The organism is Streptomyces sp. NPDC020983 (genome assembly GCF_044333485.1).
GTDB lineage: Bacteria > Actinomycetota > Actinomycetes > Streptomycetales > Streptomycetaceae > Actinacidiphila.
This window is the reverse complement of record NZ_JBIRRA010000008.1, coordinates 379,036-403,220: the sequence shown is the minus strand read 5'-3', so window position 1 is coordinate 403,220 and position 24,185 is coordinate 379,036. Positions and strand designations below refer to the sequence as shown.

Sequence of the window (24,185 nt, the reverse complement as noted above, 5' to 3'; positions counted from 1 at the left end):
TGAGGTCACTGCGGCGTGTCCAGGCGGTAGCCGACCCCGCGGACGGTGCGGATCAGGACCGGCGAGGACGGCACGTCCTCGATCTTGGCCCGCAGCCGCTGCACGCACGCGTCCACCAGACGCGAGTCGCCCAGGTAGTCGTGCTCCCACACCAGCCGCAGCAGCTGCTGGCGGGACAGCGCCTGACCGGGACGGCGGCTCAGCTCCAGCAGCAGCCGCAGCTCGGTCGGGGTGAGCTGGAGGTCGCGGCCGTCCTTGGTGACGGTCATGGCGCTGCGGTCGATCACGATCGAGCCGAAGGCGGCGGAGTCCGTGCTGTCGCGCTCGCCGCGGCGCAGCACGGCGCGGATCCGGGCGTCCAGCACACGCGGCTGCACCGGCTTGATGACGTAGTCGTCGGCGCCCGACTCCAGGCCCACCACGACGTCGATGTCGTCGCTGCGCGCGGTGAGCAGGATGATCGGCAGCTGGTCGGTGCGGCGGATGCGGCGGCAGACCTCGAAGCCGTCGATGCCGGGCAGCATGACGTCGAGCACGATCAGGTCGGGACGCTGCTCCTTGAGGAGCTTCAGGCCGTCCTCGCCCGTCGCCGCGGCCACCACGCGGTGACCCTGCCGGGACAGGCCGAGTTCGAGACCGGTGCGGATGGCGTCGTCATCCTCGATCAGCAACAGGAAAGGCACCGTGACATTGTTGCCTACCGCGGGCGGCCGCATGAAGCGTGGGGACAACTCGTACCCGGCACCTTCACCCCGGGCCCGTACCCGGACCGCGTCCGGGGTCACGGGGCGCCGGACCTCTGTGACGGGCCTGTGACACTCGACGGACGTCCCCATGAAACTGGCCCGGCAGGCTTTGGTCACATCGGGAGAGCGCAGGACGCACAAGCTGCGACGCCGAGAGCTAGGCCGAAGGTTCCACTGAGGGGGGCGCGACATGAACGCACTGCTGGGTACCGCGACCGCCGCGGTCCACTCGCCGCGAGCGACGACGCACCGCGCTGCCAGGTCCACCGAACTGTCCGGCGCCGCGAACGGACGGGGGTACGCCCGCGGCGCCGGACGCACGTCCGCCACCGCGTCGACGTCGGTGGTCCGGCAGCGTCCCGCCTACATCACGCCGCTGGAGCCGGCCGGGAGGCCTGCGCAGCCCTCCGAGGACTCGGCGGCCGAGTTCACCGCCTACGTCCAGGAGCGGCGCGCGTCGCTGTACGCGACGGCCTACCACCTCACCGGCGACCGCTACGCGGCGGAGGACCTGCTCCAGAGCGCGCTCTTCTCCACCTACCGGGCGTGGGACCGGATCAGCGACAAGGCCGCGGTCGGCGGCTACCTGCGCCGCACCATGACCAACCTGCACATCAGCGCCTGGCGGCGGCGCAAGCTCAACGAATACCCGACCGAGGAGCTGCCGGAGACGGTCGGCGACACGGACGAGATGGGCGGCACCGAACTGCGCGCCGTCCTGTGGCAGGCGCTCGCCCGGCTCCCCGAGCAGCAGCGCACCATGCTGGTGCTGCGCTACTACGAGGGCCGCACCGACCCGGAGATCGCCGACATCCTCGGCATCAGCGTCGGCACGGTCAAGAGCAGCATCTGGCGGTCCCTGCGCCGCCTGCGCGACGACGAGGCGCTGGCCTTCGGCCGGAACGAGGCCGACGTCTTCGGTGAGCTGGTGGCCTGACAGGTTCACCGGTTTTCCGGATCGGGGGGGGTAACGGGGGAACGGGCCTCCGGGCGGCAAGGGGGATGCCGCCCGGGGGCCCGTCGCCGTGCGCAGGCAAGGGCCCCTGCGGGGCGGGCGCTCGCGCCGCCGCGCCGCATGAGCGTCCGCGGGGGCGCGGGGAACCGCGCGGCCGGCCCCACCGGGCTGCGGGCCGTCACCGGCCCGGCGGGGAGTCCCGGTCCGTGCCGGACCACCGGCCCCCACCGGGCTGCTCGCGCGGCACCCCGCGCTCCCGGCCCTCCCGGCAGGGCGACCGCGCCCGGGCCGGGTTGTTCAGCCGCCGAGCGGCAGGCCGCCGAGGAGGCCCCCGACGGGGGCGATCTGGTTGCCGTCGAGGTGGTTGCCGGAGGGCAGGAGGCTCTGCGGGTTGGCCGGCAGGGCGTTCGTGCCGTTGGCGAGCGCGTTCTGCGCCCCGGCGGCGGTGCTGCCGGCGCCGGGGACGAGGTTGGCGGCGGAGCCGACCGGCAGGCCGGCCAGGACGTCGGTGGGGGCGGCCGCGCTTGCGGTGCCGGCCGCGGCGGCGGCGAAGGCGAGTCCGAGCGCACCGGTCGCGAGGGTCTTCTTGGTTCGAGTCTGCATGACATCGGAACGTATCGACGCGATCACACCGCGTGCAAACGGCGTGGCGCGCGCCGCCCGCCCGGCGAAGAACGCGGGCGGCGCCCGTGACTCAGCCCTCGCGGGACGCGGAACCGCTGGCCAGCGGCCTTTCGAGGCCGCCGGGCTCGAAGAGCCACTCCGCCTTGAGCTCGGCGTAACCGGGCTTGATCACCTCGTTGATCATGGCAAGACGTTCATCGAAAGGGATGAACGCCGATTTCATCGCGTTGACGGTGAACCACTGCATGTCGTCGAGCGTGTAGCCGAACGCCTCGACCAGGTGCTCGAACTCGCGGCTCATGCTCGTCCCGGACATCAGGCGGTTGTCCGTGTTGACCGTGACGCGGAAATAGAGCCGCCGCAGCAGCCCGATGGGGTGCTCGGCGTAGGACGTGGCCGCCCCCGTCTGGAGGTTGGACGTCGGGCACATCTCCAGCGGCACGCGCTTGTCGCGGACGTACGCGGCCAGGCGGCCGAGCGACACCTCGCCGTCCGGGCCGGCCTCGATGTCGTCGATGATGCGGACGCCGTGGCCGAGCCGGTCCGCGCCGCACCACTGGAGGGCCTGCCAGATCGACGGCAGCCCGAAGGCCTCGCCGGCGTGGATGGTGAAGTGGTTGTTCTCGCGCTTGAGGTAGTCGAAGGCGTCGAGGTGCCGGGTGGGCGGGTAACCGGCCTCCGCTCCGGCGATGTCGAAGCCGGCGACGCCCGAGTCGCGGTGGCGGTTGGCGAGTTCGGCGATCTCCTGGGAGCGGGCGGCGTGCCGCATGGCGGTGAGCAGCGCGCCGACGCGGATGCGGTTGCCGTCCTCGCGGGCGCGCCGCTCCCCCAGCCGGAAGCCGGTGTTGACGGCCTCGACGACCTCGTCGAGCGTCAGGCCGCCCTCCAGGTGCTGTTCGGGGGCGTAGCGCACCTCGGCGTAGACGACGCCGTCGGCGGCGAGGTCCTCGGCGCATTCCGCGGCGACGCGGACCAGCGCGTCACGCGTCTGCATCACGGCGCACGTGTGGGTGAAGGTTTCGAGGTAGCGTTCGAGCGAGCCGGAGTCGGCGGCCTGCCGGAACCACGTCCCCAGCTTGTCGGGATCGGTCTCGGGCAGGTCTTCGTAGCCGGTCGAGCGGGCGATGTCGACGATGGTGCCGGGCCGCAGACCGCCGTCCAGGTGGTCGTGGAGCAGCACCTTCGGGGCGCGGCGGATCTGGTCCCGGGACGGTGTGCCGGGTTTCGGCTTCTGCATGGTCGGAACGATAGTCCCTACGCGCGTAGAATTCGCGGCCGGGGCAAGTATTTTCCGCTCGGCCATACTGCGCACACGCCTGCGTCTGCCATCGTTACGCCATGGCTTCACAAGCATTACCGGCGCGTGGCGCACGCCTCGGGCACCCGGTGGCGCCCGGTCTCGTGCCGGCGCCCCGGTGGGGGCAGCGCGCGGGACGCAGAGAGCGGGACGGCGAGGGCGCGGACGACGGCACCGTGCGCGCGGTGGTGCTCGTCCTGCCCGGCGGCGACGCCCTGAGCACACGGCGGCGCTCGCCGCTGGCCGCCGCGGTGATCCGGCCGCTGGCCCGGCACCTGGTGCGCGAAGGGGCGGACGGCGGGGTCGCGGCGCATGTCGTCCACTACCGCTTCCGCGGCTGGAACGGCGGCCACGCGCATCCCGCGGAGGACGCCGAGTGGGCCGTGGGCGAGGCCGTGAGGCGCTACGGCGACGTGCCCGTGTGCCTGGTCGGCACGGGCATGGGCGCGCGCGCCGCGCTGCACGCCGCCGCGCACCCCGCGGTGGGCTCGGTGGTGGCGCTGTCCCCGTGGCTGCCGGACGATCCGGAACCGGAGCCGGTCAAGCAGCTGATAGGCCGCCGGGTGCTGCTCGTGCACGGTACGCAGGACGAGTCCACCGACCCCGAGCTGTCCTTCCGCTTCGCCGAGCGGGCCAAGAAGATCAACCGCGAGGTCTGCCGCTTCGAGGTGCACTCCGACGGGCACAGCCTGCACCAGCACCGCTCCGAGGTCTTCGCGCTGGCCGCCGACTTCGTCCTCGGCTCGCTCCTCGACCGCCCCTACGCCCGCCCCGTGGCGGACGCGCTCGCCGCTCCCCCGCCGCTGGGCCTGCGGATGCCGCTGGCGTCGGGCTTCGGCCGCGCTCTGCGCGCGTAGCGCGGGAGTCCGGCCGGGCGGCGCCGGTGGGCGGGCGCGGTCAGCGGTAGCGGTCCATGTTGTAGAGCTTCGCCTCGGTCGGAGTGACCTTCTCCGGGAGGCTGTTGATCTCGGCGTCGATGATGGGCACGAGCTTGCCCAGCAGTTGCTGGATGCGGTTGCGGCGGCCCGAGATGTCCGAGGCCCAGGTGTCGGCGGTCTTCCCGACCCACACCGTCTTTCCGCCCATGTCGGAATTCGTCTGCTTCAGCGTGTCGTTGAGCGTGGCCATCTCACCCATGAGCCGGGATTTGAGGCTTTTGAGATCGGTGATCGCCGGATTGGGTACCGTCGCCTGTTGCTGAGCCGGTCCGCCCATGTCACTACCCCCGTAGTGGCGTTGTCCGCCGCTTGTCCGCCGCTTGCTGAAGTTGCTCTGTACGAGCGCTATTGCGCCACGCATATCATAGCGCCAGCCGTTTCCCAGGAGGATGCCGTGACCGACAACGCCACAGGGGACAGGGCGGGTAGCGGGGGCGCGGGCACGCAACGCGGTTCCGACGAGCCCATCGCCTTCACCCCCCTCACCGTTCCCGACCGCGAGCGCGGCCGGCGCCGCAACCGCGTCATCGGCATCGTGGCGGCCGTCGTCGTCATCGCGGCAGGCATCACGACCTGGGTGGTGGTCGCGGGCGGCGGTGACGACGAGCCCGTCAAGCACACGGCGGTGATCCCGAAGGCGTTCGGGGAGTACACGCAGGCGACGAAGCCCGAGGAATCCCACTGGAAGTCCATCGGGGGCGAGCAACTCGACCAGTCGAAGCAGGAAGTGCGCCTCACCTACCTCGCCCCGGGCGGCAAGGACATCGGGGTCTCGATCGACCTCGACCCGGCGTACTTCGCCACGCACGACGGCATCGACTACAACCGCGGGTCGGACAGCATGACCGAAATGCTCCTGGGCGTGGAGAACATGAAGGGGGTCCACGACTACCCGGCGGGCACGTCCGGCGGCACGATCCAGTGCGTCGACCAAACCTTCCGGACCATCACCTACACGACCTGCGCCTGGCAGGGCAAAGATGCCACCGTCACCTTCAAACCGGCCGTCAACGGCAAAATCACCGTCGATCACGACACCGCCGCGAACCTCAAAGCCTTCCTCGCCGCCCTGAAGATCGAGCCGAAGAAGTCCTGAGCCGAAGAGCCCCCGAGCGCCGCCCGTCGACCTTCCGGGCGGCGCTCACGTGTTTCCCGGGACCGGCTACTCCTGGAGGTGCTGGAACTGCTCCTGCTGCGTGAAGCCGCGCGAGTCCACGTGGTTGACGACCGCGGGGTCCATGAGCCAGTTGCTGTACGCGGTCCGCTGCCGGGGCGTCATGTCGTCGATGTTCTTGGCCTCGCCGTTGTCGTCGAGGAAGTTGTCCTCCGGCGCCTTGATGTAGCCCTTGGGGTCGCCCGTGTAGGTGACCGCCTTGCCGTCGCGCGGGTGGATGGTGACCGGGGCGGTCACCGTGGGGCTGAAACCCCCGTTGTGGAGCTGCGCGTTGGCCAGGGACTGGTAGTTGTTCTGCCAGCTGGTGTCCAGCTTGGAGTCGTTGATCTTCTTGTACTTGTCGGCCAGGCCGCCGGGAGCCTCTTCGGGCTTGACCGAGATCCCGCTCGCGATGAAGTTCACCAGCAGGTCCTTGGCGGTGCCGCCCAGCTCACCGGCCTTCGCCGTGCCGAGCTCGGTGATGGCCGTGGTGCCGCCGGTCGCGCCCGCCTCCACCAGGTCGGCGGCGCCCGAGATAAGTGCCGTCCGCGCGCTGTTGACGCCCTCGGCCCACTTCGCGGCGTCGTCCGCCATGGTGCCCTTGGCGTACTCGAAGGCCTGGCTGTAGGCCTTCATCATCATGCCGCTCTCCATCATGCGGTAGTCCTGCGCGTGCTCGTCGGTGTCCCGCTCCGCGCTGCCCACCTCGTTGGTGATCTGCGTCCGGAAGGAGTCGAAGAGGGCGCTCTCCTGCCCGGCGACGGTGGGGTTGCGGGCCGACTCGTTGAGCAGCGCCTGCCACAGCGGCGCGCCGACCTCCAGGCCGGGCCGGTTGGGGTCCTGGCCGGCGAGGAAGGCCTTCTCGTCCCACTTCGACATCTTCTCGTTGAAGCCGCCCGCCGTGGCGTCGGCGCCCCACAGCTTGTTGCCGGTCGGCGACGTGATCCCGTAGACCATGTCGCTCCAGTTGGCGGTGACCAGCTGGCCGTAGTAGACGTCGATGGGGTCGTAGGTGTGGATGTCCTTGCTGGAGCCGTTCTGGTGGCGGTAGTTGTCCATCATGATGCGGCCGGTCAGCTTCTCCGCCAGCGGCCGGTTGGTGGACTTCAGGTCGATCGTGCCGGACTTGAGCATGTCCGCGAACGCCTGGGCGCGGGACGGCGGCTGGCCGAGGTCCCAGGGGCCGTGCGGGTACATGACGACCTGGAGGCTGTCGTAGTTGTGGTCCATGAACTCGCCGGACGCCTCGGGATTGCCGGCGATGGCGTTGAAGAGCTGCGTGTAGTGGTCGCCGTCGAAGGGGCCCTTGCCGCCGCTGCCGCCCATCCACTGGCTGCCGCTCTGGGTCGGGTGCTTGTCGTCCCAGACGCGGTTGCCGAGGGCGACCAGGAAGTCCTTGTCCTGCGAGCCGCCGGGCAGCAGCGCGGTCATGTAGTCCGCGCGGAAGGCCTGGTTCGGGAACATCGACTTGTCGAACCACTTGTTCCAGCTGGCCTGCTTCTGCTCCGCCGTCTGCCCCTCGAAGGCCACCTTGGTGTAGGTGCCGAAGGTCTTCGCGATGATGTCGCGGTCGGCCGCGGCCTGGTCCTTGTGGTCGCCGTAGCGGCCGTAGGGGGTGCCCGCCTGGTCGTTGGTGAGCTGCATCAGCCGCTGCGGGCCGAGCTGGTCGTAGAAGGCCTTGAGGAAGTCCGGGTCGTCGGCGTGCGCCTTCAGCGCGGCGAACAGGTCCTCGCCCGGGTCGTCGCCGTCGTCGAGGGACTTGTCGAACTGGTCAGCGAGCGCCTTGCCGTCCTTCTGCGACTGGGCGGTGGTGCCGACCATGCTCTCGTCGATCTCCACCATGCCCTTCTGGCCCGGGTACGGCTTGTCGGCGGCGATCGCCAGATGGTAGCGCCGTGTCAGCATCGGCATCTGGTCGTCCAGCCAGCCGCAGATCCCGACCAGTTCGGACAACGGCGACGTGTCCAGCCCGTGGCCCGCGAAATCCGACTTGTAGGACGAGGCCCGGTCCCGGAGGTGGTCCTTGTCCTTCTTGAAGGAGTCCGTCATCTTCTGCAGGGCTGTCGCGTCTATGCCCGAGAACTCACCCACGTGTTCTTTCCTCCCCGTTGTGGATGCTGCGCGCGTGCCGAGGCCGGCGCCGTACTGGCAGAGAGGATGTCACACGCCCGCGGTCCGGTTCCGTTTCGCCGCCGAACGGGCTCTCCGCGCAAGGGTTTTCAGGCGATACGGTCCAGGACGATCGGGCCCGGCGTGAAATCCGTGCCTTCCGCCGCGACCGTCACCGCGCCGTCCAGCGCCTCCACGGCGTAAGGGAAGCGCTCGGGAGTGTCCGTGTGCAGGGTCAGCAGCGGCTCGCCCTCGCGCACCAGGGTGCCCGGTTTGGCGTGGATCTCGACGCCCGCGCCCGCCTGGACGGCGTCCTCCTTGCGGGCGCGGCCCGCGCCGAGGCGCCAGGCGGCGACGCCCACCGCGTAGGCGTCCAGCGCGGTCAGGACACCTGTGGCGGGGGCCGGGACGACGTGCTGCTCGGCAGCGGTGGGGAGCGGGGCGTCGGGGTCGCCGCCCTGGGCGCGGATCATGCGGCGCCACACGTCCATCGCCGAGCCGTCCGCGAGGGCCTTCTCCGGGTCGGCGCCGGGGAGCCCGGCGGCGTCGAGCATGTCGCGGGCCAGCGCGAGCGTGAGCTCGACGACGTCGGCGGGGCCGCCGCCGGCCAGCACCTCCACGGACTCGCGCACTTCGAGGGCGTTGCCCGCGGTCAGGCCCAGCGGTACGGACATGTCGGTGAGCAGCGCGACCGTGCGCACCCCGTGGTCGGTGCCCAGGCCCACCATGGTGGCGGCCAGCTCGCGGGCGTCCTCCAGGGTCTTCATGAAGGCGCCGGAGCCGACCTTGACGTCGAGCACGAGCGAGCCGGTGCCCTCGGCGATCTTCTTGGACATGATGGAGGAGGCGATGAGCGGGATCGACTCGACCGTGCCCGTCACGTCCCGCAGCGCGTAGAGCTTGCGGTCGGCGGGCGCGAGGCCGTCACCCGCGGCGCAGATGACGGCGCCGGTGCCGCGCAGCACGTCCAGCATCTCGGCGTTGCTGAGCGCCGCCCGCCAGCCGGGAATCGACTCCAGCTTGTCGAGCGTGCCGCCGGTGTGGCCGAGGCCGCGGCCCGACAGCTGCGGCACGGCGGCACCGCACGCGGCGACCAGCGGGGCGAGCGGCAGGGTGATCTTGTCGCCGACACCGCCGGTGGAGTGCTTGTCGGCGGTCGGGCGGTCGAGGGCGGAGAAGTCCATGCGCATCCCGGAGGCGATCATCGCGGCCGTCCAGCGGGCGATCTCGGCACGGTCCATGCCGTTGAGCAGGATCGCCATGGCGAGCGCGGACATCTGCTCGTCGGCGACCTCGCCGCGGGTGTACGCGTCCACCACCCAGTCGATCTGCTCGTCGCTGAGCTGGGCGCGGTCCCGCTTGGCGCGGATGACGGAAATGACGTCCATGGGGATGCTCCTCGCCGCGCGTGGCGGCCGGTGACGGGTGACGTGCCCGGTCCGCGCGGGGGTGCCCCGCGCGGACCGGTCCTGGTTCTGCGCCCTAGCGGCCGAGGTCGTCGGCCCCGAAGGCGTCGGGGAGGATCTCGCTCATCGGGCGCACCCCGGCCGCGGTGTCGACCAGCAGCGCGGGGCCGCCGTTCTCCCACAGCAGCTGGCGGCAGCGCCCGCACGGCATGAGGGGCTCGCCGCGCCGGTCGACGCACGCGAAGGCGGTGAGCCGGCCGCCGCCGGTGGCGTGCAGCGCGGAGACGAGGCCGCACTCGGCGCACAGCGCGACCCCGTACGCGGCGTTCTCGACGTTGCAGCCGACGACGGTGCGCCCGTCGTCGACGAGCGCCGCGGCGCCGACCGGGAAGCCGGAGTAGGGCGCGTAGGCCTTCTCCATGACCTCCCGGGCGGCGGCGCGCAGCGCCTTCCAGTCCACATCGGTGACGGCGGAGGCGCCGCGGTCACCGCACGCGCCGCTGTCCTGGCTCATCCGCCCTGCCCCTTCCGGTACGGCTGCCCGTCCGCCTTCGGCATCCGCAGCCGCTGCGAGAACAGGCCCATCACCAGCAGCGTGGCGACGTACGGCGAGGCCTGGACGACCTCGGAGGGGACGGAGTCGGTGGTCACGTACCACAGTGCCAGCAGCACCGCGAAGCCCAGCGCGAAGCCCGCCGAGACGTAAGCCTTGCGGAGGTACTTCCACACCGCCATGGCCAGCAGCAGGATCGCCAGCAGCAGGAGCAGCGCGTGCACGGAGTCGGTGCCGCTGCGCAGCTGGAGGCTGTCGGTGTAGCCGAACAGGCCCGCGCCCATGGCCAGGCCGCCGGGCCGCCAGTTGCCGAAGATCATCGCGGCGAGGCCGATGTAGCCACGGCCGCTGGTCTGGCCTTCGAGGTAGAAGTGCGTGCCGACGGAGAGGAAGAAGCCGCCGAGCCCGGCGAGGCCGCCGGAGACGATCACCGCGACGTACTTGTAGAGGTAGACGTTGACGCCCAGCGACTCCGCGGCCACCGGGTTCTCGCCGCAGGAGCGCAGCCGCAGGCCGAAGGACGTGCGCCACAGCACGAAGAAGGTCGCGACGAAGAGCACCACGGTCAGCAGCGTCAGCGACGAGATGCGGGTGACGAGGCCGCCGAGCACCCCGGCGACGTCGGACACCACGAACCAGTGGTGCTTCTCCAGCTTCGCCAGCCCGCTCGACAGGCCCGGCACGGTGAAGGTCTTCATGTCCTCCATCGGAGGCGACTGCTTGGGCGTGCCGCCCTCCGACGCGGCCTTGCCGACGTTGAAGATCCGCTTGGCCATGTAGGCGGTGACGCCCGCGGCCAGGATGTTCATCGCGACACCGGCGATGATGTGGTCGACGCCGAAGGTGACGGTGGCGATCGCGTGCACCAGACCGCCCGCCATGCCGCCGAGCACGCCGGCGAGCACGCCCATCCACGGGTTCATCGCCCAGCCGGCCCAGGCACCGAAGAAGGTGCCGAGGATCATCATGCCCTCGAGGCCGATGTTGACGACGCCCGCCCGCTCCGCCCACAGGCCGCCGAGGCCCGCCAGCGCGATCGGTACGGCGCCGGTGAGCGTTCCGGCCATCTGCCCGGAGGACGTGACGTCGTCGGCGCCGGCGACGGCGCGCACCGCGGAGACCACAATGACCGCGGCGGCGATGACGAGCAGGAGCACGGGCACGGACAGCCTGCGGCGGCCGGCCTTGGCGCCGGGCGCGCGCGGCGCCGCGGGCGGCGGGGTCTGTACGGCGGTGGCACTCACGCCGTCACCTCCTGCTGCTTCGTCGGGGTGCTTGCGGCGGCGAGTTCCGCGCCGACCTGGCGCTGCTGCCGGGTCAGGCCGTAGCGGCGGACCAGCTCGTAGGCGATGACGACGGCGAGCACGATCGCGCCCTGGATGACGCCGACGATCTCCTTGTCGTAGCCCTCGAACTCCAGGCCGTTGGAGGAGCGCTCCAGGAAGGCCCACAGCAGGGCGCCGACGGCGATGCCGATCGGGTTGTTGCGCCCGAGCAGGGCGACCGCGATACCGGTGAAGCCGATGCCGGTGGGGAATTCGGTGCTGTACTGGTGCGCGTCGTTCAGCAGCGTCGCCATGCCGACGAGGCCCGCCATCGCGCCGGACAGCACCATGCTGATGACGACCATCTTCCGGACGTTGACGCCGCCGGCCTGCGCCGCGGACTCCGAGCGGCCGACCGCGCGCAGGTCGAAGCCGAAGCGGGTGCGCGACAGCACGAACCAGTACACGACGCCCGCGAGCCCCGCGAAGACGATGAAGCCGTACACCGGGTCGGTCTGGGTGGTGAAGTTGAACAGGTGGCTTCCGGCCGGCAGCGGCTTCGTGCTCGTGCTCAGCGAGTCCTTGTTGGTCACGCCGAGCCGGCCGTCCTGGAGGAAGTAGCCGATGACGATGCCCGCGATCGAGTTGAGCATGATCGTCGAGATGACCTCGCTGACCCCGCGGGTCACCTTCAGCACGCCCGCGATGGCCGCCCACGCCGCGCCGACGGCCATGGCCGTCAGCACGATGACGGGGATCTGGATGGCGCCCGGGATCGACATCGCCCCGCCGACGGCGGCGGCGAAGAAGGCCGCGAGGCGGTACTGGCCGTCGACGCCGATGTTGAACAGGTTCATCCGGAAGCCGATGGCCACCGCGAGACCCGACAGGTAGTACGGGGTCGCCTTGTTGAGGATGTAGACCTGGCTGTCGGACTTGCCGCCGTAGGTCAGCATCAGGTGGAAGGCGTGGAAGGGCTCCTTGCCGCTGGCCAGCAGCACCAGCGCGGTGACCACCAGACCACCGGCCACGGCGAGCACGGGGGCGGCCAGGCCCAGCAGCACCCGGTCCTTGTCGAACTTCTTCATCGGTCCTCTCCCCCGGCTTCCTCGACGGCGGGCTCGGCCCCGGCGGGCGCGGCCTGCTCAGGCAGGGTCTTCGCCGTGAGGGTCTTCTCCGGTGCGGCCTGGCCGGGTACGTCCGGCCGCGCCGCGGAATCGTGCTCCAGGTGGCCGGCAGCGGCGCCGGTCATCGCCGAGCCCAGCTCCTCCGGGGTGATCGTCGCCGGGTCGGCGTCCGCGACGAGCCGGCCGCGGTAGATGACCCGCAGCGTGTCGGACAGGCCGATCAGCTCGTCGAGATCCGCGGAGATCAGCAGCACCGCGAGGCCCTCGCGGCGGGCGGCGCGGATCTGGTCCCAGATCTGCGCCTGCGCGCCGACGTCCACGCCCCGGGTGGGGTGCGCGGCGATCAGCAGCTTGGGCAGGTGGCTCATCTCGCGGCCGACGATCAGCTTCTGCTGGTTGCCGCCGGACAGCGACGCGGCCGTGACCTCGATACCGGGGGTGCGCACGTCGAACTCGCGGACGATGCGCTCGGTGTCGCGGCGCGCGGCGCCCGGGTCGATGAGCAGACCGCGGGAGTTGGGGCGCTCGGTGACGTGGCCGAGGATGCGGTTCTCCCACAGCGGGGCTTCCAGCAGCAGGCCGTGCCGGTGCCGGTCCTCGGGGATGTAGCCGATGCCGTCCTCACGCCGGGCCCGGGTGGGCACGCGGGTGATGTCGCGGCCGTCGAGGACGAGCGTGCCGGCGTCCGCGGCCCGCATGCCCATGACCGTCTCGACGAGCTCGGCCTGGCCGTTGCCCTCGACGCCGGCGATCCCGAGGATCTCGCCCTTGTGGATGGTGAAGCCGACGCCGTCCAGGACGATGCGCTCGACACCGTCGGAGTCGGTCTCGGCGAGCCGCAGACCCTCCACCGTGAGCATCGGCTCGTCGGTCACCGTCGACTCGCGGGTCTCCGGCGACGGCAGCTCGCTGCCGACCATCAGCTCGGCGAGCTGCCGGGCCGTGGTGGTCCCCGGGTCCGCGTCGCCGACCGTGGTGCCGCGGCGGATGACGGTGATCGCGTCCGCGACCGACAGCACCTCGTTGAGCTTGTGCGAGATGAAGATGACGGTCAGGCCCTCGGACTTCAGCTCCCGCAGGTTCTCGAAGAGCGCGTCGACCTCCTGCGGCACGAGCACCGCGGTGGGCTCGTCGAGGATGAGGATGCGGGCCCCGCGGTAGAGGACCTTGAGGATCTCCACGCGCTGCCGGTCGGCCACGCCCAGGTCCTCCACGAGGGCGTCCGGCCGCACACCGAGCCCGTACGCGTCGGATATCTCCCTGATGCGCGCGCGGGCCCGCCCGCCGATGCCGTACGCCTTCTCGCTGCCGAGGACGACGTTCTCCAGCACCGTGAGGTTGTCGGCGAGCATGAAGTGCTGGTGGACCATGCCGATGCCGCGGGCGATGGCGTCGCCCGGGTCGTGGAAGTCCACGGCCTCGCCGTTGATGGCGATGGTGCCCTCGTCCGGCTTCTGCATGCCGTAGAGGATCTTCATCAGGGTGGACTTTCCGGCGCCGTTCTCGCCCACGAGGGCGTGCACGGTACCGCTGCGGACGGTGATGTCGATGTCGTGGTTGGCCACGACACCGGGGAACCGCTTGGTGATGCCGCGCAGTTCGACGGCGGGGGGACTCGTGGACGCGTTGATGGCGCACTCTCCTCGGGGGAAAGGCTCGGGGCAGTGGTGCAACTCTCTCGCAGCCGAGGCCCGGAGGGGCTGCCGGAGCAGTTCCCGCCGGGCCTCACTGGCCTTACCGGCTCACCGGATCGCCGGTCGGGCCGCAGGTCACGGGGTCGAGCTGACCTTCACCTGGCCGGAGACGATCTTCTGCTTCGCCGTGTCGAGCTGCGACTGGATGTCGCTGATGAAGTTGCCCGAGGTGGCCAGCGACACACCGTTGTTCGCGAGGTTGTACGTGTTGGTGCCGACCTTCGGCTTCTTGTCCTTGTCGACCGAGTTGATCAGGTCGTAGACCGCCACGTCGACGTTCTTGATCGCCGAGGTGAGGATGGACTTCTGGTACTTGGCCAGCGCCGGGTCCTGGTACTGGTCGGAGTCGACGCCGATCGCCCAGGCGCCGGACTTGCCGGCGACCTTCTGGATCGAGCCGTCGCCGGACAGGCCGGCCGCCGTGTAGATGACGTCGATGCCCTTGTCGAGCATGCCCTGGGCCTTGCCGGCCGCGGACGCGGCGTCGTTGAAGCCGCGCGGGTCGTTCTTGTACAGGTACTCGCGGGTGACCTGGACGTTCGGCTTGGTGTCCTTGACACCCTGCGCGAAGCCCGCGTCGAAGGTGCCGATCAGCGCGTTCTGCACGCCGCCGATGAAGCCGACCTTGCCGCTCTTCGTCTTCAGCGCGGCAGCCACGCCCGCCAGGTACGAGGACTGCTCGGTCGCGAAGACCATGCTGTCGACGTTGGGCAGGTCCACCACCGAGTCGACGATGCCGAAGGTCGTGTTGGGGTACTTCTTCGCGATCTTCGTCAGCGCCGGGCCGTAGGTGTAGCCGACCGCTATGACCGGGTTGTAGCCCGCGGCCGCCATCGAGTCGAGGCGCTGCTCGCGGTCGGAGTCGGTCTCGCCGTTGGCGGCCGTCAGCTCCTTCGACTCCAGGCCCAGCTCCTTGTCGGCCTTGTCCAGGCCGCGCGCCGCCGAGTCGTTGAAGGAGTGGTCACCACGGCCGCCGACGTCGTACGCGATGCCGACGCCCTTGGACTTGGCACCGCCGGAGCTGCTGCTGCCGCCGCTGGAGCTGCTGCTGCTCGACGAGCTGTTGTCGTCCGTCGTGCTGCTTCCGCACGCGGCCACGGACAGCGCGAGGGCCGCGGTGGCCACACCCGCGGCAGCGATCTTGGATACCCGGCGCAAGAGGGTCCCCTTCGGTTGTGTCGCGCCCCGTCCGGCGCTGGCTACGCGGGAGCTTAACGCGCGTAGATGTCAGGTAAAGACCGAATGAAGGCCCGTTATCGGATCGACGCATTTCCGCTGGGTGAAGCCCCGGTAGCCGGGGCTTCACACCGGGTCAGGCCAGCAGGACAACCCCTGTGAAGAGGTTCACACCGACGTCGATCGCGCCCTCGTCCACGTCGAAGTCGCCCTGGTGCAGATCGCGCCTGGCGGTGTCGCCGGGCGACCGCACCCCGAGCCGGGCGAGCGCTCCCGGGACCTGCTCCAGATACCACGCGAAGTCCTCCCCGCCGAGGCTCTGCTCGGTGTCCTCCACCGCGTGCAGACCGTACCGCGCGGTCATGGCGTCCCGCAGCATCTCGGTCGAGGCCGGCTCGTTGACGGTCGGCGGCACCCCGCGCTGGTAGGTGATCTCGCACTTGGCCCGGTACATCGACGCGACCTGGTCGATCACCTCGTGCACCAGGTCCGGGGCGTCGTGCCACGCCGCCAGGTCCAGGCAGCGCACGGTGCCCTCCAGCTCGGCGTGCTGCGGGATGACGTTCGCCGCGTGCCCGGCCTCGATGCGGCCCCACACGATGCTCAGGCCCGCGCGCGGATCCACCCGCCGGGTCAGCACCATCGGCAGCTCGGTGGCGAGCTTCGCGGTGGCCATCACCAGGTCGGTCGTCAGGTGCGGCCGGGCGCTGTGCCCGCCGGGGCCGTCCAGCGTCAGCAGCAGCTTGTCGGCGGCCGACGTGATGGGGCCCTGCCGCAGGCCGATCTTCCCGGCCTCCACCTTCGGGTCGCAGTGCAGCGCGAAGATCCGCTCGACGCCGTCGAGCACCCCGGCCTTCACCGCGTCGATCGCCCCGCCGGGCATGACCTCCTCGGCCGACTGGAAGACCAGCCGCACCGGCCGCGGCAGCCTGCCCTGCCGCTCCAGCTCCGCGAGCACCAGCCCGCTGCCGAGCAGGACGGTGGTGTGCACGTCGTGCCCGCACGCGTGCGCCCGCCCCTCGACGGACGAGCGGTAGGGCACGCTCTTGAGGTCGGTGACCGGCAGCGCGTCCAGATCGGCCCGCAGCGCCAGCCGCCCGCCGGGCTGGTCGGGCCCGATGTCGCACACCAGCCCCGTACCGCCGGGCAGCACCCGCGGCCGCAGCCCCGCCGCCTCCAGCCTGGCCCGGACCTTCGCGGTGGTCTCGAACTCCTGCCGGCTCAGCTCCGGATGCCGGTGCAGATCCCGGCGGAAGGCGATGAGCTCGTCGCGCATTTCTTCGGACAGCGCACCGGACGGCGCTGAGGGTGATTCGTTCACCCCAGTCAGGGTAGGCCCCCCAAGCCCCGCAGCCGGTCCGATCGGGCAAAATCCGGGGCTCCCGGCCGAGAAAAAGTCGCCCGATCGGCGCATGCCCGGCTGATGGCAGGGGTATGTCCACTCTTTTGAGTTACGCCCCGGCTCCTCCCGCCGCGGACGGTCCCAGCAGGCGCGCCCACAGGTCGACCAGCGGCGCGGACTCGGTCTGCCACGACCACTCGCGCAGCACGTCCTCGCGGTCGTACGCCTTGCGGTAGCGGCGCGGATTCGTCAGCACCGCGCCGACCGCCCGCACGAAATCGGCGGTGTCCCCCGAGCGGAAGACCTCGCCGTTCCCCAGCTCCAGCGTGGCCGCCGCCATCGCCCGCACGTCGCTCACGACCACCGGCAGCCGCGCGTGCGCGTACTCGAAGTAGCGCGTGGCCAGCACCGGCTGGTGGTGCGGAAGCTTGTGCACGGGCAGCACCCCGATGTCCGCGGACGCCAGGAACGCCGGGATCTCGTCCACCGGCACGTACGGCAGGACGTGCAGCCGCCCGTGCACACCCAGCTGCGCCGCCCGGTCCAGCAGAGGACCCAGCTCCGGGTGCGCCGGATCCGGCACGACGAAAGCCGCGTGCAGGTCGTACAGCTTCGGCAGCGCCTCCACCACCAGCGCGTGCCCGCGATCCGGCGCGACCGGCCCCGTGTGCACCAGCAACGGCACCTCCGCCGCCAGCCGGCAGCGCGCCCGCACCCCCCTCGGATGCTTCGGTACACCCTCCGCCAGCGGCGGGGCGTTGCGGACCACCGCGGGCGTCCCCGCCAGCCGGTGCCGCGCCCGCAACTCGCGGGCCAGCCCCTGGCCCACCGTCACCACACCGTCCGCCTCCCGCGCGAACGTCCGCTCGTGCGCGTCCGCCGCGACATTCGCCCGCCGCGTCGCCGCCGGCGTACGCGACGGGGCGTCCCACACCACCTCGATCCGGTGCCCCGAACCCTCCGCCCGCAACGCCGCCCGGATCGCCACACCCAGCGCCCGGTGCCCCAGCGCATGGATCAGATGCGGCCGCACCTGATCCAGCACCGGCCCGTACGCCACCTCCTCGTCCAGCAGCCCCGGATCCAGCCGCCGCCACGCCCGGCGCCCCAGCACCAGCCGCGCCACATCCGTCATCAGGTTGTCCAGCCGCGCGTCCGGACTGCGCCGCCGCCGCACCGCCGCCACATACTGAGCCGCCCGCACCCGCGTCCAGCCCGCGCGCACCCCGTACCGCACCCACGCCACCGCATGGCCGCACCGCGCAAGCGCCAGCAGCGGCAGCGGCCGGTGCACCACCACCAGCTCCGCCGCCCGCGTGGCCAGCAACTGCCGCGCCGCGGCCAGCCGCACCGTCCGGTGGTCGTACGCCCCCGCACTCCGGTACGCCAGCGGCCACCGCAACCCGGGCCGCGGCCGCCGCACCCGGTGATTGCCGAGCACGCCCCGCACCGACACCTGCCGCACGTCGATTCCGGGCAACCGCACCGTCGCCGGCGCCTGCCCCACGAGCGTCACCTCGTACCCCGCCCCGCGCGCCGCCGCCGCCACCCGCAGCGCCCGCGAATCCCCGTCCACCCCGCCGCTGGTCACCACCGCCAGCCGAACACCGCGCCGGGCCTGCGCCTGCGGCTCCGCCGCCGGGTGCGGCGTCTCGGCGCCGCGTAAAGATCCCGCCATTCCCGCACCTTGTCCTACGGAGTTGATCACGAGGTTACGTCCCCCTTACGCCAGGGCGAACACCCCCGCTCCCCCTCCCGGCTACCCCGCCGCGGCCGCCTCCCGCGCCGGGCGGCGCAGCTTCGGGCGGTGCGTTGGCGCCTGCCGCGCCGCCGGGAGTGCCCGCGCCCGACGGCGCCGCGCCCGGGCGGTGCCCGGTTGCCGGTTCGTGGGCGGGTGCCCCGCCGCGGGGGACACCTCGGGCGGTGCCCGTCCGGGGTGGGCTCGCGGTTGTCCCGCCGCGGGGTGCCCGCGCCTGGCGGCGCCGCGCTCGGGCGGTGCCCGCTTGCCGATGCGGGCGGCTGACCCGCCGTGGGGGTTTCCCGCGCCTGGCGGCGCGGGGTGCTCCCACCCCCACCACCCGTGCGGGATGGATGTCGGCTGACGGTCCACCTGTGGGGCGCATTCGCCGTCGGGGGCGAACCGCACTCCCCGAACCACATTCACCCCCACCGGCAGGCAGCCGCCACTCTGGCCGGAGGGGGACGATCCGGGGGTGCCCCCGCAGGAATGCGCACCCACTCCCCGCCACCTACCGGAAGAGGTCAGACGCGCATTCCGAGGAGGTACCCCCGGAGTGGCACCCGACCCCACCCCCGCACAAAGTGCGCGATGCCCCGCCGGATGACCCCAGGGGCGCGAGGAACTGCGCGAGCAACCCACCACCGGGCGGAACGGCGCACCCCCACCGAAAGTGGCACCTTCCAGGGGCGCGAGGAACTGCGCGCTCAGCCCCCACCGGGCGGAACGGCGAACCGCCACCGCAAGCGGCACCTTCCAGGGGCGCGAGGAACCGCGCGACCAGCCCCCACCGGCGGAACAGCGAACCGCCACCGCAAGCCGCACCCCCCAGGGGCGCGGGGAACGGCGGGGGCAGGCCACACCGGCGGAACGGCGAGCCGCGTGCCGCAGACGCGTGCGTCCCCCTACCCCGCGGGCGACTTCGCGGAGCTGATCGCCGCGAGGAACGTATGGGCCCGGGGCCCCGCCCCGGGGGTGAGCCACGCGGGGTCGACCTCGACGACCCGGAGGTCGACGCCCGTGCCCGCGAGCACGAGCGGCAGCGTGTGCACGACCGTGGAGGGGAAGGACAGGACCACCCGCCCGGCGGGCCCCCGCCGGGCGACGAGCTCCAGCGGGAGATCCGGCCGTACGATCTCCAGCCCGGTCTCCACCGCAAGCCGGTGGAGTTTCTCCTGCGCCTCCTTGCGATGCGCGAAATAGCGCTTGGCCCCGTGCCGCGCCGCGAGATCCGCGACGACCGCGAAGTACCGCTCGGCGTCGACGACGCCGGTCTCGACGAGCGAGGTCCCGATGAGGTCCGTCCCGGCGAGCACGCGGGGCGGCCCGAAGCGGCCGCGGGTCCAGGAGAAGGTGTTGACGGTGAGGGCCATCCCGGCGGGCGGCGTGGCGGGCATGGCGCTGAAGAGTTCGACGCGCCGCCGCCCGCCGGGCGTGAGGCGGCGCCGGGCGGCGGACGCGAAGACGCCGAAGGCCGCCTCGACGGGCGAGCGGCGCCGCCCGCTGCGGTGCCAGCGGACGAGCCGCCCGCCGCGTTCGAGGATGGCGGTGAACTCCATCGTGGCGGTGCCGTCGTCGACGACGGTCAGCTCCTTCGCGCGGCACAGGGGCAGGAGCACCTGCACGAGCCGCGAGAAGGGGTCGCCGATGACGAGCCGCCGTACCCGCAGCAGCGTGGGCGCGAGCGCGAGGGCGGTCCGCAGGAGTCCGCCGCGGTTGCCGCGGGCCTCGAACCAGCGCACGGCGATCCCCTCGCCCCGCGCGAGCTCGGCCATCCGCCGCAGCTGCCCGCGGCTGATCGGATCAGCGGGAGAGAGCACCACGACGGTGACGGGCACGCGCCCCCGCCCGTTCGCGCCACCGCCCGCCCCACCCGCGGAAGCACCCCCGTCCGCCGCACCCGGCGCACCCGCGGCACCCGCGGCACCCGGCGCCCGGGAAGCACCCCCGCCCGCCGAACCCGCCGCACCCGGCGGGGGCGCGGCGCCGTCCGGGGGGCGGGCCGCACGGTCCTCCGGGGTGCCGGGAGAGGCGGGCGTACGGGCGGCCGGGATACCCGGCTGTATGTGCGCCCACTCCAGGACGTTGAGCAGCTGCACGGGTGACTCGACCAGCGCGACGGTCCCGTGGGCCGGGTGGGGCGCACGGGCGCCGTCGCGGGAGGCGGAGGCAGGGGCGGGGGCGGGAGCGGCGGTCAGCGCTGACTCGTCCATGTCCTCGGGGTCCTCGGGATCCTCGGTGCTCGCTCGTGCTCTGTCGTGGGCGCTCGGCCGCGGCGCCGCGCGGGTCGGCCTCGCGTCAGACGCCGGCGGACGCGCCGGCCTCGGCCCCGGCGGCAGCCGACTCCGACTCCGCGACGACCCCGGCGACGCGCCGCAGCTTCTTCATCGGGCCCAGCTCGCCCTCGTAGACCTTCTTGACGCCGTCGCCGAGCGAGGTCTCGATGATGCGGATGTCGCGGACGAGCCGCTCCAGGCCCTGGGACTCGACCGAAGCGGCCTGGTCGGAGCCCCACATGGCACGGTCGAGGGTGATGTGCCGCTCGACGAAGACGGCGCCGAGCGCGACGGCGGCCAGCGTGGTCTGGAGGCCGACCTCGTGGCCGCTGTAGCCGACGGGCACGTTCGGGTACTCGTTCTGCAGGGTGTTGATCATCCGCAGGTTCAGCTCTTCGTGCTTGGCCGGGTAGGTCGAGGTGGCGTGGCAGAGCACGATGTTGTCGCTGCCGAGCACCTCCACCGCGTGCCGGATCTGCTTCGGCGTCGACATGCCGGTGGAGAGGATGACGGTCCGGCCGGTGGCGCGCAGGGCGCGCAGCAGGTCGTCGTCGGTCAGGCACGCGGAGGCGACCTTGTGCGCGGGCACGTCGTACTGCTCCAGGAAGGCGACGGATTCGACGTCCCACGGGGACGCGAACCAGTCGATGCCGCGCTTGCGGCAGTACTCGTCGATCGCCCGGTAGCCGGCCTCGTCGAACTCGACGCGGTGGCGGTAGTCGATGTACGTCATCCGGCCCCAGGGGGTGTCGCGCTCGATGTCCCACTGGTCGCGCGGGGTGCAGATCTCCGGCGTGCGCTTCTGGAACTTGACGGCGTCGCAGCCCGCGGCGACGGCCGCGTCGATCAGCGCGAACGCGTTCTCCAGGTCGCCGTTGTGGTTGATGCCGATCTCGCCGGTGATGTACACGGGCTGGCCGTTGCCGATGTGGCGCGAGCCGACCTTGCGGAGGTTGGCCGGGAGGGAAGCGAGAGGAGAGTTCACGGGTGGTTCCTTAGGGGGTTTCGGGAGGGGTTCAGGGGTGTGGCGGCCGGGTCAGCGGGCCAGAGCGGGGCCGAGGAGCCAGGCGGCGATCTCGCGGATCGCGCCGCGGCCGCCCTCGGCCGTGGTGATCGCACGGGCGGCGGCCCGTACGACGTCATGGGCCCCGGCGACGGCCACGGGCCAGCCGACGAGGCCGAAGCACGGCAGGTCGTTGACGTCGTTGCCGGCGTAGAGCACCCGCTCGGGCGCGATGCCGTTCTCCTCGCACCACTGCTTGAGCGCGAGGTCCTTGCGGTCGATGCCGTGCAGGACGGGGACGTCGAGCTTGCGGGCCCGGGCGGCGACGACCGGGTTGGTCTCGGTGGACAGGATGAGCACGGGGAGTCCCGCGCGGCGCAGGGCCGCGATCCCGAGCCCGTCGCCGCGGTGCACGGTGACGGCCTCCCGCCCGTCCGCGTCGATCAGCACCCGGTCGTCGGTCTGGGTGCCGTCGAAGTCCAGGACGACCGCGTCGACGTCGTCGCGGGTCGGGGTGGCCGCCGTCGGGTCGAGCAGCGGGGCCAGGGCGCGGGCGCGCGCGAGGTCGGCGGGCTCGTCGATCTCCAGCACCTTCGCCGGGTCGGTGCGCACGAGCGCGGTCCGCCCGAAGAAGCGGTGGCCCGCGGCCCGGAATCCGGCCGCGCGCATCGCGTACGCCGTGCCCGTCTCCAGCAGGTCCTGCGGGCGGTCCTGGCGGCGGGGCCGGGTGGCCTTGTCGTGGTTGACGCCGTACGCGCAGGCCCCGGCGCCCGGCTCCGCGGCGCCCTCGCGCCATATGAAGCCGTGGAAGGGCGCGACGGTGTGCGCGGTGTCGGCGCCGCCCTCGGTGACCGCGGCGACCACGCCGTCGATCTCCTCGGCGGTGACGAACGGGCTGGTGCACTGCACGAGCAGCACCACCACGGTGCTGCCCGGCTCCGCGCCGGTCATCGCCTCGTACGCGTCCATCGCGTGCAGCACCGCGGCCTCGCTCGTCGCGGTGTCCCCGGCGATCGCGGCCGGCCGCAGCACGACGTCGGCGCCGGCCGTGCGGGCGGCCTGGGCGATCGAGGGGTCGTCGGTCGACACGACCACGCCGGTCACCCGGCGCGCCCGGCGGCAGGCCTCCACCGCCCGCGCGACGAGGGGGACGCCCCCGACCGGGGCCAGGTTCTTCCCCGGCACCCCCTTCGACCCCCCGCGCGCGGGGATGACGGCCAGCACGCTGCCGCCGCCGTGTCCGTCCTGCGCCTGCGCCGGCGGGCGCTCGCTGCTGCTCATGGGGTGACTCCTGTCGTGAGGGTGTGCGGCTGCCGGGCGCGGACCCCACGGCGGGCGGGCGTCACAGCTGCCCCCAGCGGCGGATGGCGGGGGCGACCCGCTGGACGCCCTGCCGGTAGGCGGTCCGCGCGGAGTTGCGGACGAAGTCGCGTACCGCGGCGCGGACGGGCCCGGCCTCGCGCGGGGCGAAGCCCGCGACGGGCTCGCCGGAGGGGTCCAGGCCGTGCCGGGCGAGGACACCGGGGAGGTAACCCGGCGCGGTGCGCAGGGTGTAGTAGGGCTCCAGGGGGGGCAGCGGCCCCTCCTCCAGGAGGGCGGCGACGCGGGCGCGCAGCGCGGCGTAGGGGGCGGCGCCGTCGACGCCGTGCGTGGCGGTCCATTCCGCGCGGGCCCGCGGCAGGTGCCCGTCGTCGAGCTCGTCCCACGAGGCGTAGCAGCCGGAGCCGAGGAAGTGGTGGTTGCCGAGCGACTCGCGGATGCCCAGGTCGGTGAGCACCGCCGTGGGTATGCCGCGGTGCAGGGATTCGAGCGCGGCGGTCGAACTGACCGTCACCAGCAGGTCGGTGCGGTCGAGGACGTCGGCCATGTTGCCGTAGACCAGGCGCAGGTTGTCCGGCGGCCGCAGGTCCGCCACCAGCTTCTGGTAGGGCTGCTCCTCGATGTGGGTGGTGTGCTCGCCGGGCTTGCTGCGCAGCTTGACGAGCACCTCGCGGCCCGGGTGCAGCCGGGCGTGTGCGACGGCCCGGCGCAGCAGGTGCAGACGGTCCCTGCGGGTGTCGGGCACCGAGGGCTGCACGGCGAAGGTGACGGTGAAGGGCCGCGCCGGGTCCGGCCGGTAGGGGTCGCCGCCGAGGAAGGGCAGCGCGGTCTCGACGATGCTGCCGGTGGGGTGGCCGACGCCCTCGTACACGTCGCGGAAGCGGCGGGCGTCGTCGGCGCTGTTGGCCAGGACGACGTCGGCGCCGGCCCGCAGCAGCAGGCCGTCCGCGAGCTTCTCGTAGACGACGCCGACGTACCCGGTCACGACGACGGGGCGGCGGGTGCGGCCCGCCCAGGCGTGGTTGAAGCCGTGCAGCAGTGCCTGGCAGGTGCCCCCGACGCAGGAGACGACGACGACGTCGCAGGTGTCCGCGCCGGTCTCGGCGAGGATCTCGGCGGCGGTGCGCTCGACCGTCGTGTCGGCGGGGATGCCGAGTTCGGCCAGCTGCCGGGGCGTCGGGGTGGCGCGGCCGCGCAGCAGCCGCGCGTCGAGCCGGGCCCCGGGGTCGATGCGGCGCGCGACGAGCGCGCCCCATTTCCACCGGGTGTCCGAGTCGGCGATCACCGTGACCCGCAGCGGGCCTGACGTACGTGTGGGCACGGCGCCGACAGTAGGAAGCGGGCGGGTGGAATTGACGAATCGAAAGACAACGGGAGGTAAACAGAATGCCGCTACTTTGCACGCGGGGGTTCCGAACAGCGGCATCACCGCCTGGACATTCTCCGTTTACCCAAACGTCCTC

At 72.4% G+C, this 24,185-nt stretch carries 20 protein-coding genes; 3 read left to right on the top strand and 17 right to left on the bottom strand.

Going from position 1 to position 24,185, the window contains the following annotated elements; translation table 11 throughout:
• Positions 1-5 precede the first annotated feature (5 nt).
• The gene (locus ACH4SE_RS20890; protein ID WP_199923381.1) at positions 6-683 is read right to left on the bottom strand and encodes a response regulator transcription factor; all 678 of its coding nucleotides are present in this window, start codon (positions 681-683) and stop codon (positions 6-8) included.
• A gap of 253 nt (positions 684-936) precedes the next feature.
• Between ACH4SE_RS20890 and ACH4SE_RS20885 the strand changes: the two genes are divergently transcribed.
• Positions 937-1,683, top strand: a complete 747-nt coding sequence (locus tag ACH4SE_RS20885; RefSeq protein WP_398544881.1) for a SigE family RNA polymerase sigma factor — start codon at positions 937-939, stop codon at positions 1,681-1,683.
• 315 nt (positions 1,684-1,998) lie between these two features.
• Here the strand turns inward: ACH4SE_RS20885 and ACH4SE_RS20880 are convergent, their stop codons facing one another.
• Together ACH4SE_RS20880 and ACH4SE_RS20875 are read right to left on the bottom strand one after the other, a co-directional pair.
• Positions 1,999-2,304, bottom strand: a complete 306-nt coding sequence (locus ACH4SE_RS20880) for a hypothetical protein (protein ID WP_398544880.1) — start codon at positions 2,302-2,304, stop codon at positions 1,999-2,001.
• A gap of 91 nt (positions 2,305-2,395) precedes the next feature.
• Positions 2,396-3,562: an adenosine deaminase gene (locus tag ACH4SE_RS20875; protein ID WP_398544879.1), complete on the bottom strand. Its 1,167-nt coding sequence runs from the start codon at positions 3,560-3,562 to the stop codon at positions 2,396-2,398.
• A 101-nt stretch (positions 3,563-3,663) separates the two neighbouring features.
• Here ACH4SE_RS20875 and ACH4SE_RS20870 point away from each other — a divergent pair, with 101 nt between their 5' ends.
• On the top strand, positions 3,664-4,479 hold the full coding sequence (locus tag ACH4SE_RS20870; RefSeq protein WP_398544878.1) for an alpha/beta hydrolase: 816 nt from the start codon (positions 3,664-3,666) through the stop codon (positions 4,477-4,479).
• Positions 4,480-4,519: 40 nt separating this feature from the next.
• On the opposite strand, the gene ACH4SE_RS20865 is transcribed toward ACH4SE_RS20870, so the two are convergent.
• On the bottom strand, positions 4,520-4,759 hold the full coding sequence (locus tag ACH4SE_RS20865; protein ID WP_398544877.1) for a hypothetical protein: 240 nt from the start codon (positions 4,757-4,759) through the stop codon (positions 4,520-4,522).
• A gap of 195 nt (positions 4,760-4,954) precedes the next feature.
• Between ACH4SE_RS20865 and ACH4SE_RS20860 the strand changes: the two genes are divergently transcribed.
• On the top strand, positions 4,955-5,656 hold the full coding sequence (locus ACH4SE_RS20860) for a hypothetical protein (RefSeq protein WP_398544876.1): 702 nt from the start codon (positions 4,955-4,957) through the stop codon (positions 5,654-5,656).
• A 66-nt stretch (positions 5,657-5,722) separates the two neighbouring features.
• On the opposite strand, the gene ACH4SE_RS20855 is transcribed toward ACH4SE_RS20860, so the two are convergent.
• The 13 genes from ACH4SE_RS20855 to ACH4SE_RS20795 all read right to left on the bottom strand — a co-directional run bounded on the left by ACH4SE_RS20855 (position 5,723) and on the right by ACH4SE_RS20795 (position 24,007).
• The gene (locus tag ACH4SE_RS20855) at positions 5,723-7,804 is read right to left on the bottom strand and encodes a hypothetical protein (RefSeq protein ID WP_398544875.1); all 2,082 of its coding nucleotides are present in this window, start codon (positions 7,802-7,804) and stop codon (positions 5,723-5,725) included.
• A gap of 128 nt (positions 7,805-7,932) precedes the next feature.
• Entirely contained in the window at positions 7,933-9,216 is a 1,284-nt protein-coding gene (locus tag ACH4SE_RS20850) for a thymidine phosphorylase (protein WP_398544938.1), read from the bottom strand.
• Positions 9,217-9,304: 88 nt separating this feature from the next.
• Complete coding sequence (locus ACH4SE_RS20845) at positions 9,305-9,742, bottom strand: cytidine deaminase (protein ID WP_398544874.1); 438 nt, start codon at positions 9,740-9,742, stop codon at positions 9,305-9,307.
• Entirely contained in the window at positions 9,739-11,025 is a 1,287-nt protein-coding gene (locus ACH4SE_RS20840) for an ABC transporter permease (protein WP_398544873.1), read from the bottom strand. The genes ACH4SE_RS20845 and ACH4SE_RS20840 overlap by 4 nt, the downstream gene beginning before the upstream one ends.
• Positions 11,022-12,134 (bottom strand): ABC transporter permease, encoded by a 1,113-nt coding sequence (locus ACH4SE_RS20835; RefSeq protein ID WP_398544872.1) that lies wholly within the window; start codon positions 12,132-12,134, stop codon positions 11,022-11,024. The genes ACH4SE_RS20840 and ACH4SE_RS20835 overlap by 4 nt, the downstream gene beginning before the upstream one ends.
• On the bottom strand, positions 12,131-13,771 hold the full coding sequence (locus ACH4SE_RS20830; protein WP_398544937.1) for an ABC transporter ATP-binding protein: 1,641 nt from the start codon (positions 13,769-13,771) through the stop codon (positions 12,131-12,133). The genes ACH4SE_RS20835 and ACH4SE_RS20830 overlap by 4 nt, the downstream gene beginning before the upstream one ends.
• A gap of 171 nt (positions 13,772-13,942) precedes the next feature.
• On the bottom strand, positions 13,943-15,025 hold the full coding sequence (locus ACH4SE_RS20825; RefSeq protein WP_398544871.1) for a BMP family protein: 1,083 nt from the start codon (positions 15,023-15,025) through the stop codon (positions 13,943-13,945).
• A 154-nt stretch (positions 15,026-15,179) separates the two neighbouring features.
• Positions 15,180-16,319 (bottom strand): M20 family metallopeptidase, encoded by a 1,140-nt coding sequence (locus ACH4SE_RS20820; RefSeq protein WP_398544936.1) that lies wholly within the window; start codon positions 16,317-16,319, stop codon positions 15,180-15,182.
• A 175-nt stretch (positions 16,320-16,494) separates the two neighbouring features.
• Entirely contained in the window at positions 16,495-18,063 is a 1,569-nt protein-coding gene (locus tag ACH4SE_RS20815; protein WP_398544870.1) for a glycosyltransferase, read from the bottom strand.
• A 965-nt stretch (positions 18,064-19,028) separates the two neighbouring features.
• A complete protein-coding gene (locus tag ACH4SE_RS20810; RefSeq protein WP_398544869.1) occupies positions 19,029-20,336 on the bottom strand; it encodes a hypothetical protein in 1,308 nt (435 codons plus the stop codon).
• A gap of 85 nt (positions 20,337-20,421) precedes the next feature.
• Entirely contained in the window at positions 20,422-21,384 is a 963-nt protein-coding gene (locus ACH4SE_RS20805) for an N-acetylneuraminate synthase family protein (protein ID WP_398544868.1), read from the bottom strand.
• A gap of 51 nt (positions 21,385-21,435) precedes the next feature.
• Positions 21,436-22,683, bottom strand: coding sequence for a cytidylyltransferase domain-containing protein (locus ACH4SE_RS20800; protein ID WP_398544867.1), 1,248 nt, complete (start codon positions 22,681-22,683; stop codon positions 21,436-21,438).
• 61 nt (positions 22,684-22,744) lie between these two features.
• The gene (locus ACH4SE_RS20795) at positions 22,745-24,007 is read right to left on the bottom strand and encodes a DUF6716 putative glycosyltransferase (protein ID WP_398544935.1); all 1,263 of its coding nucleotides are present in this window, start codon (positions 24,005-24,007) and stop codon (positions 22,745-22,747) included.
• Between the last annotated feature and the right edge of the window lie 178 nt (positions 24,008-24,185).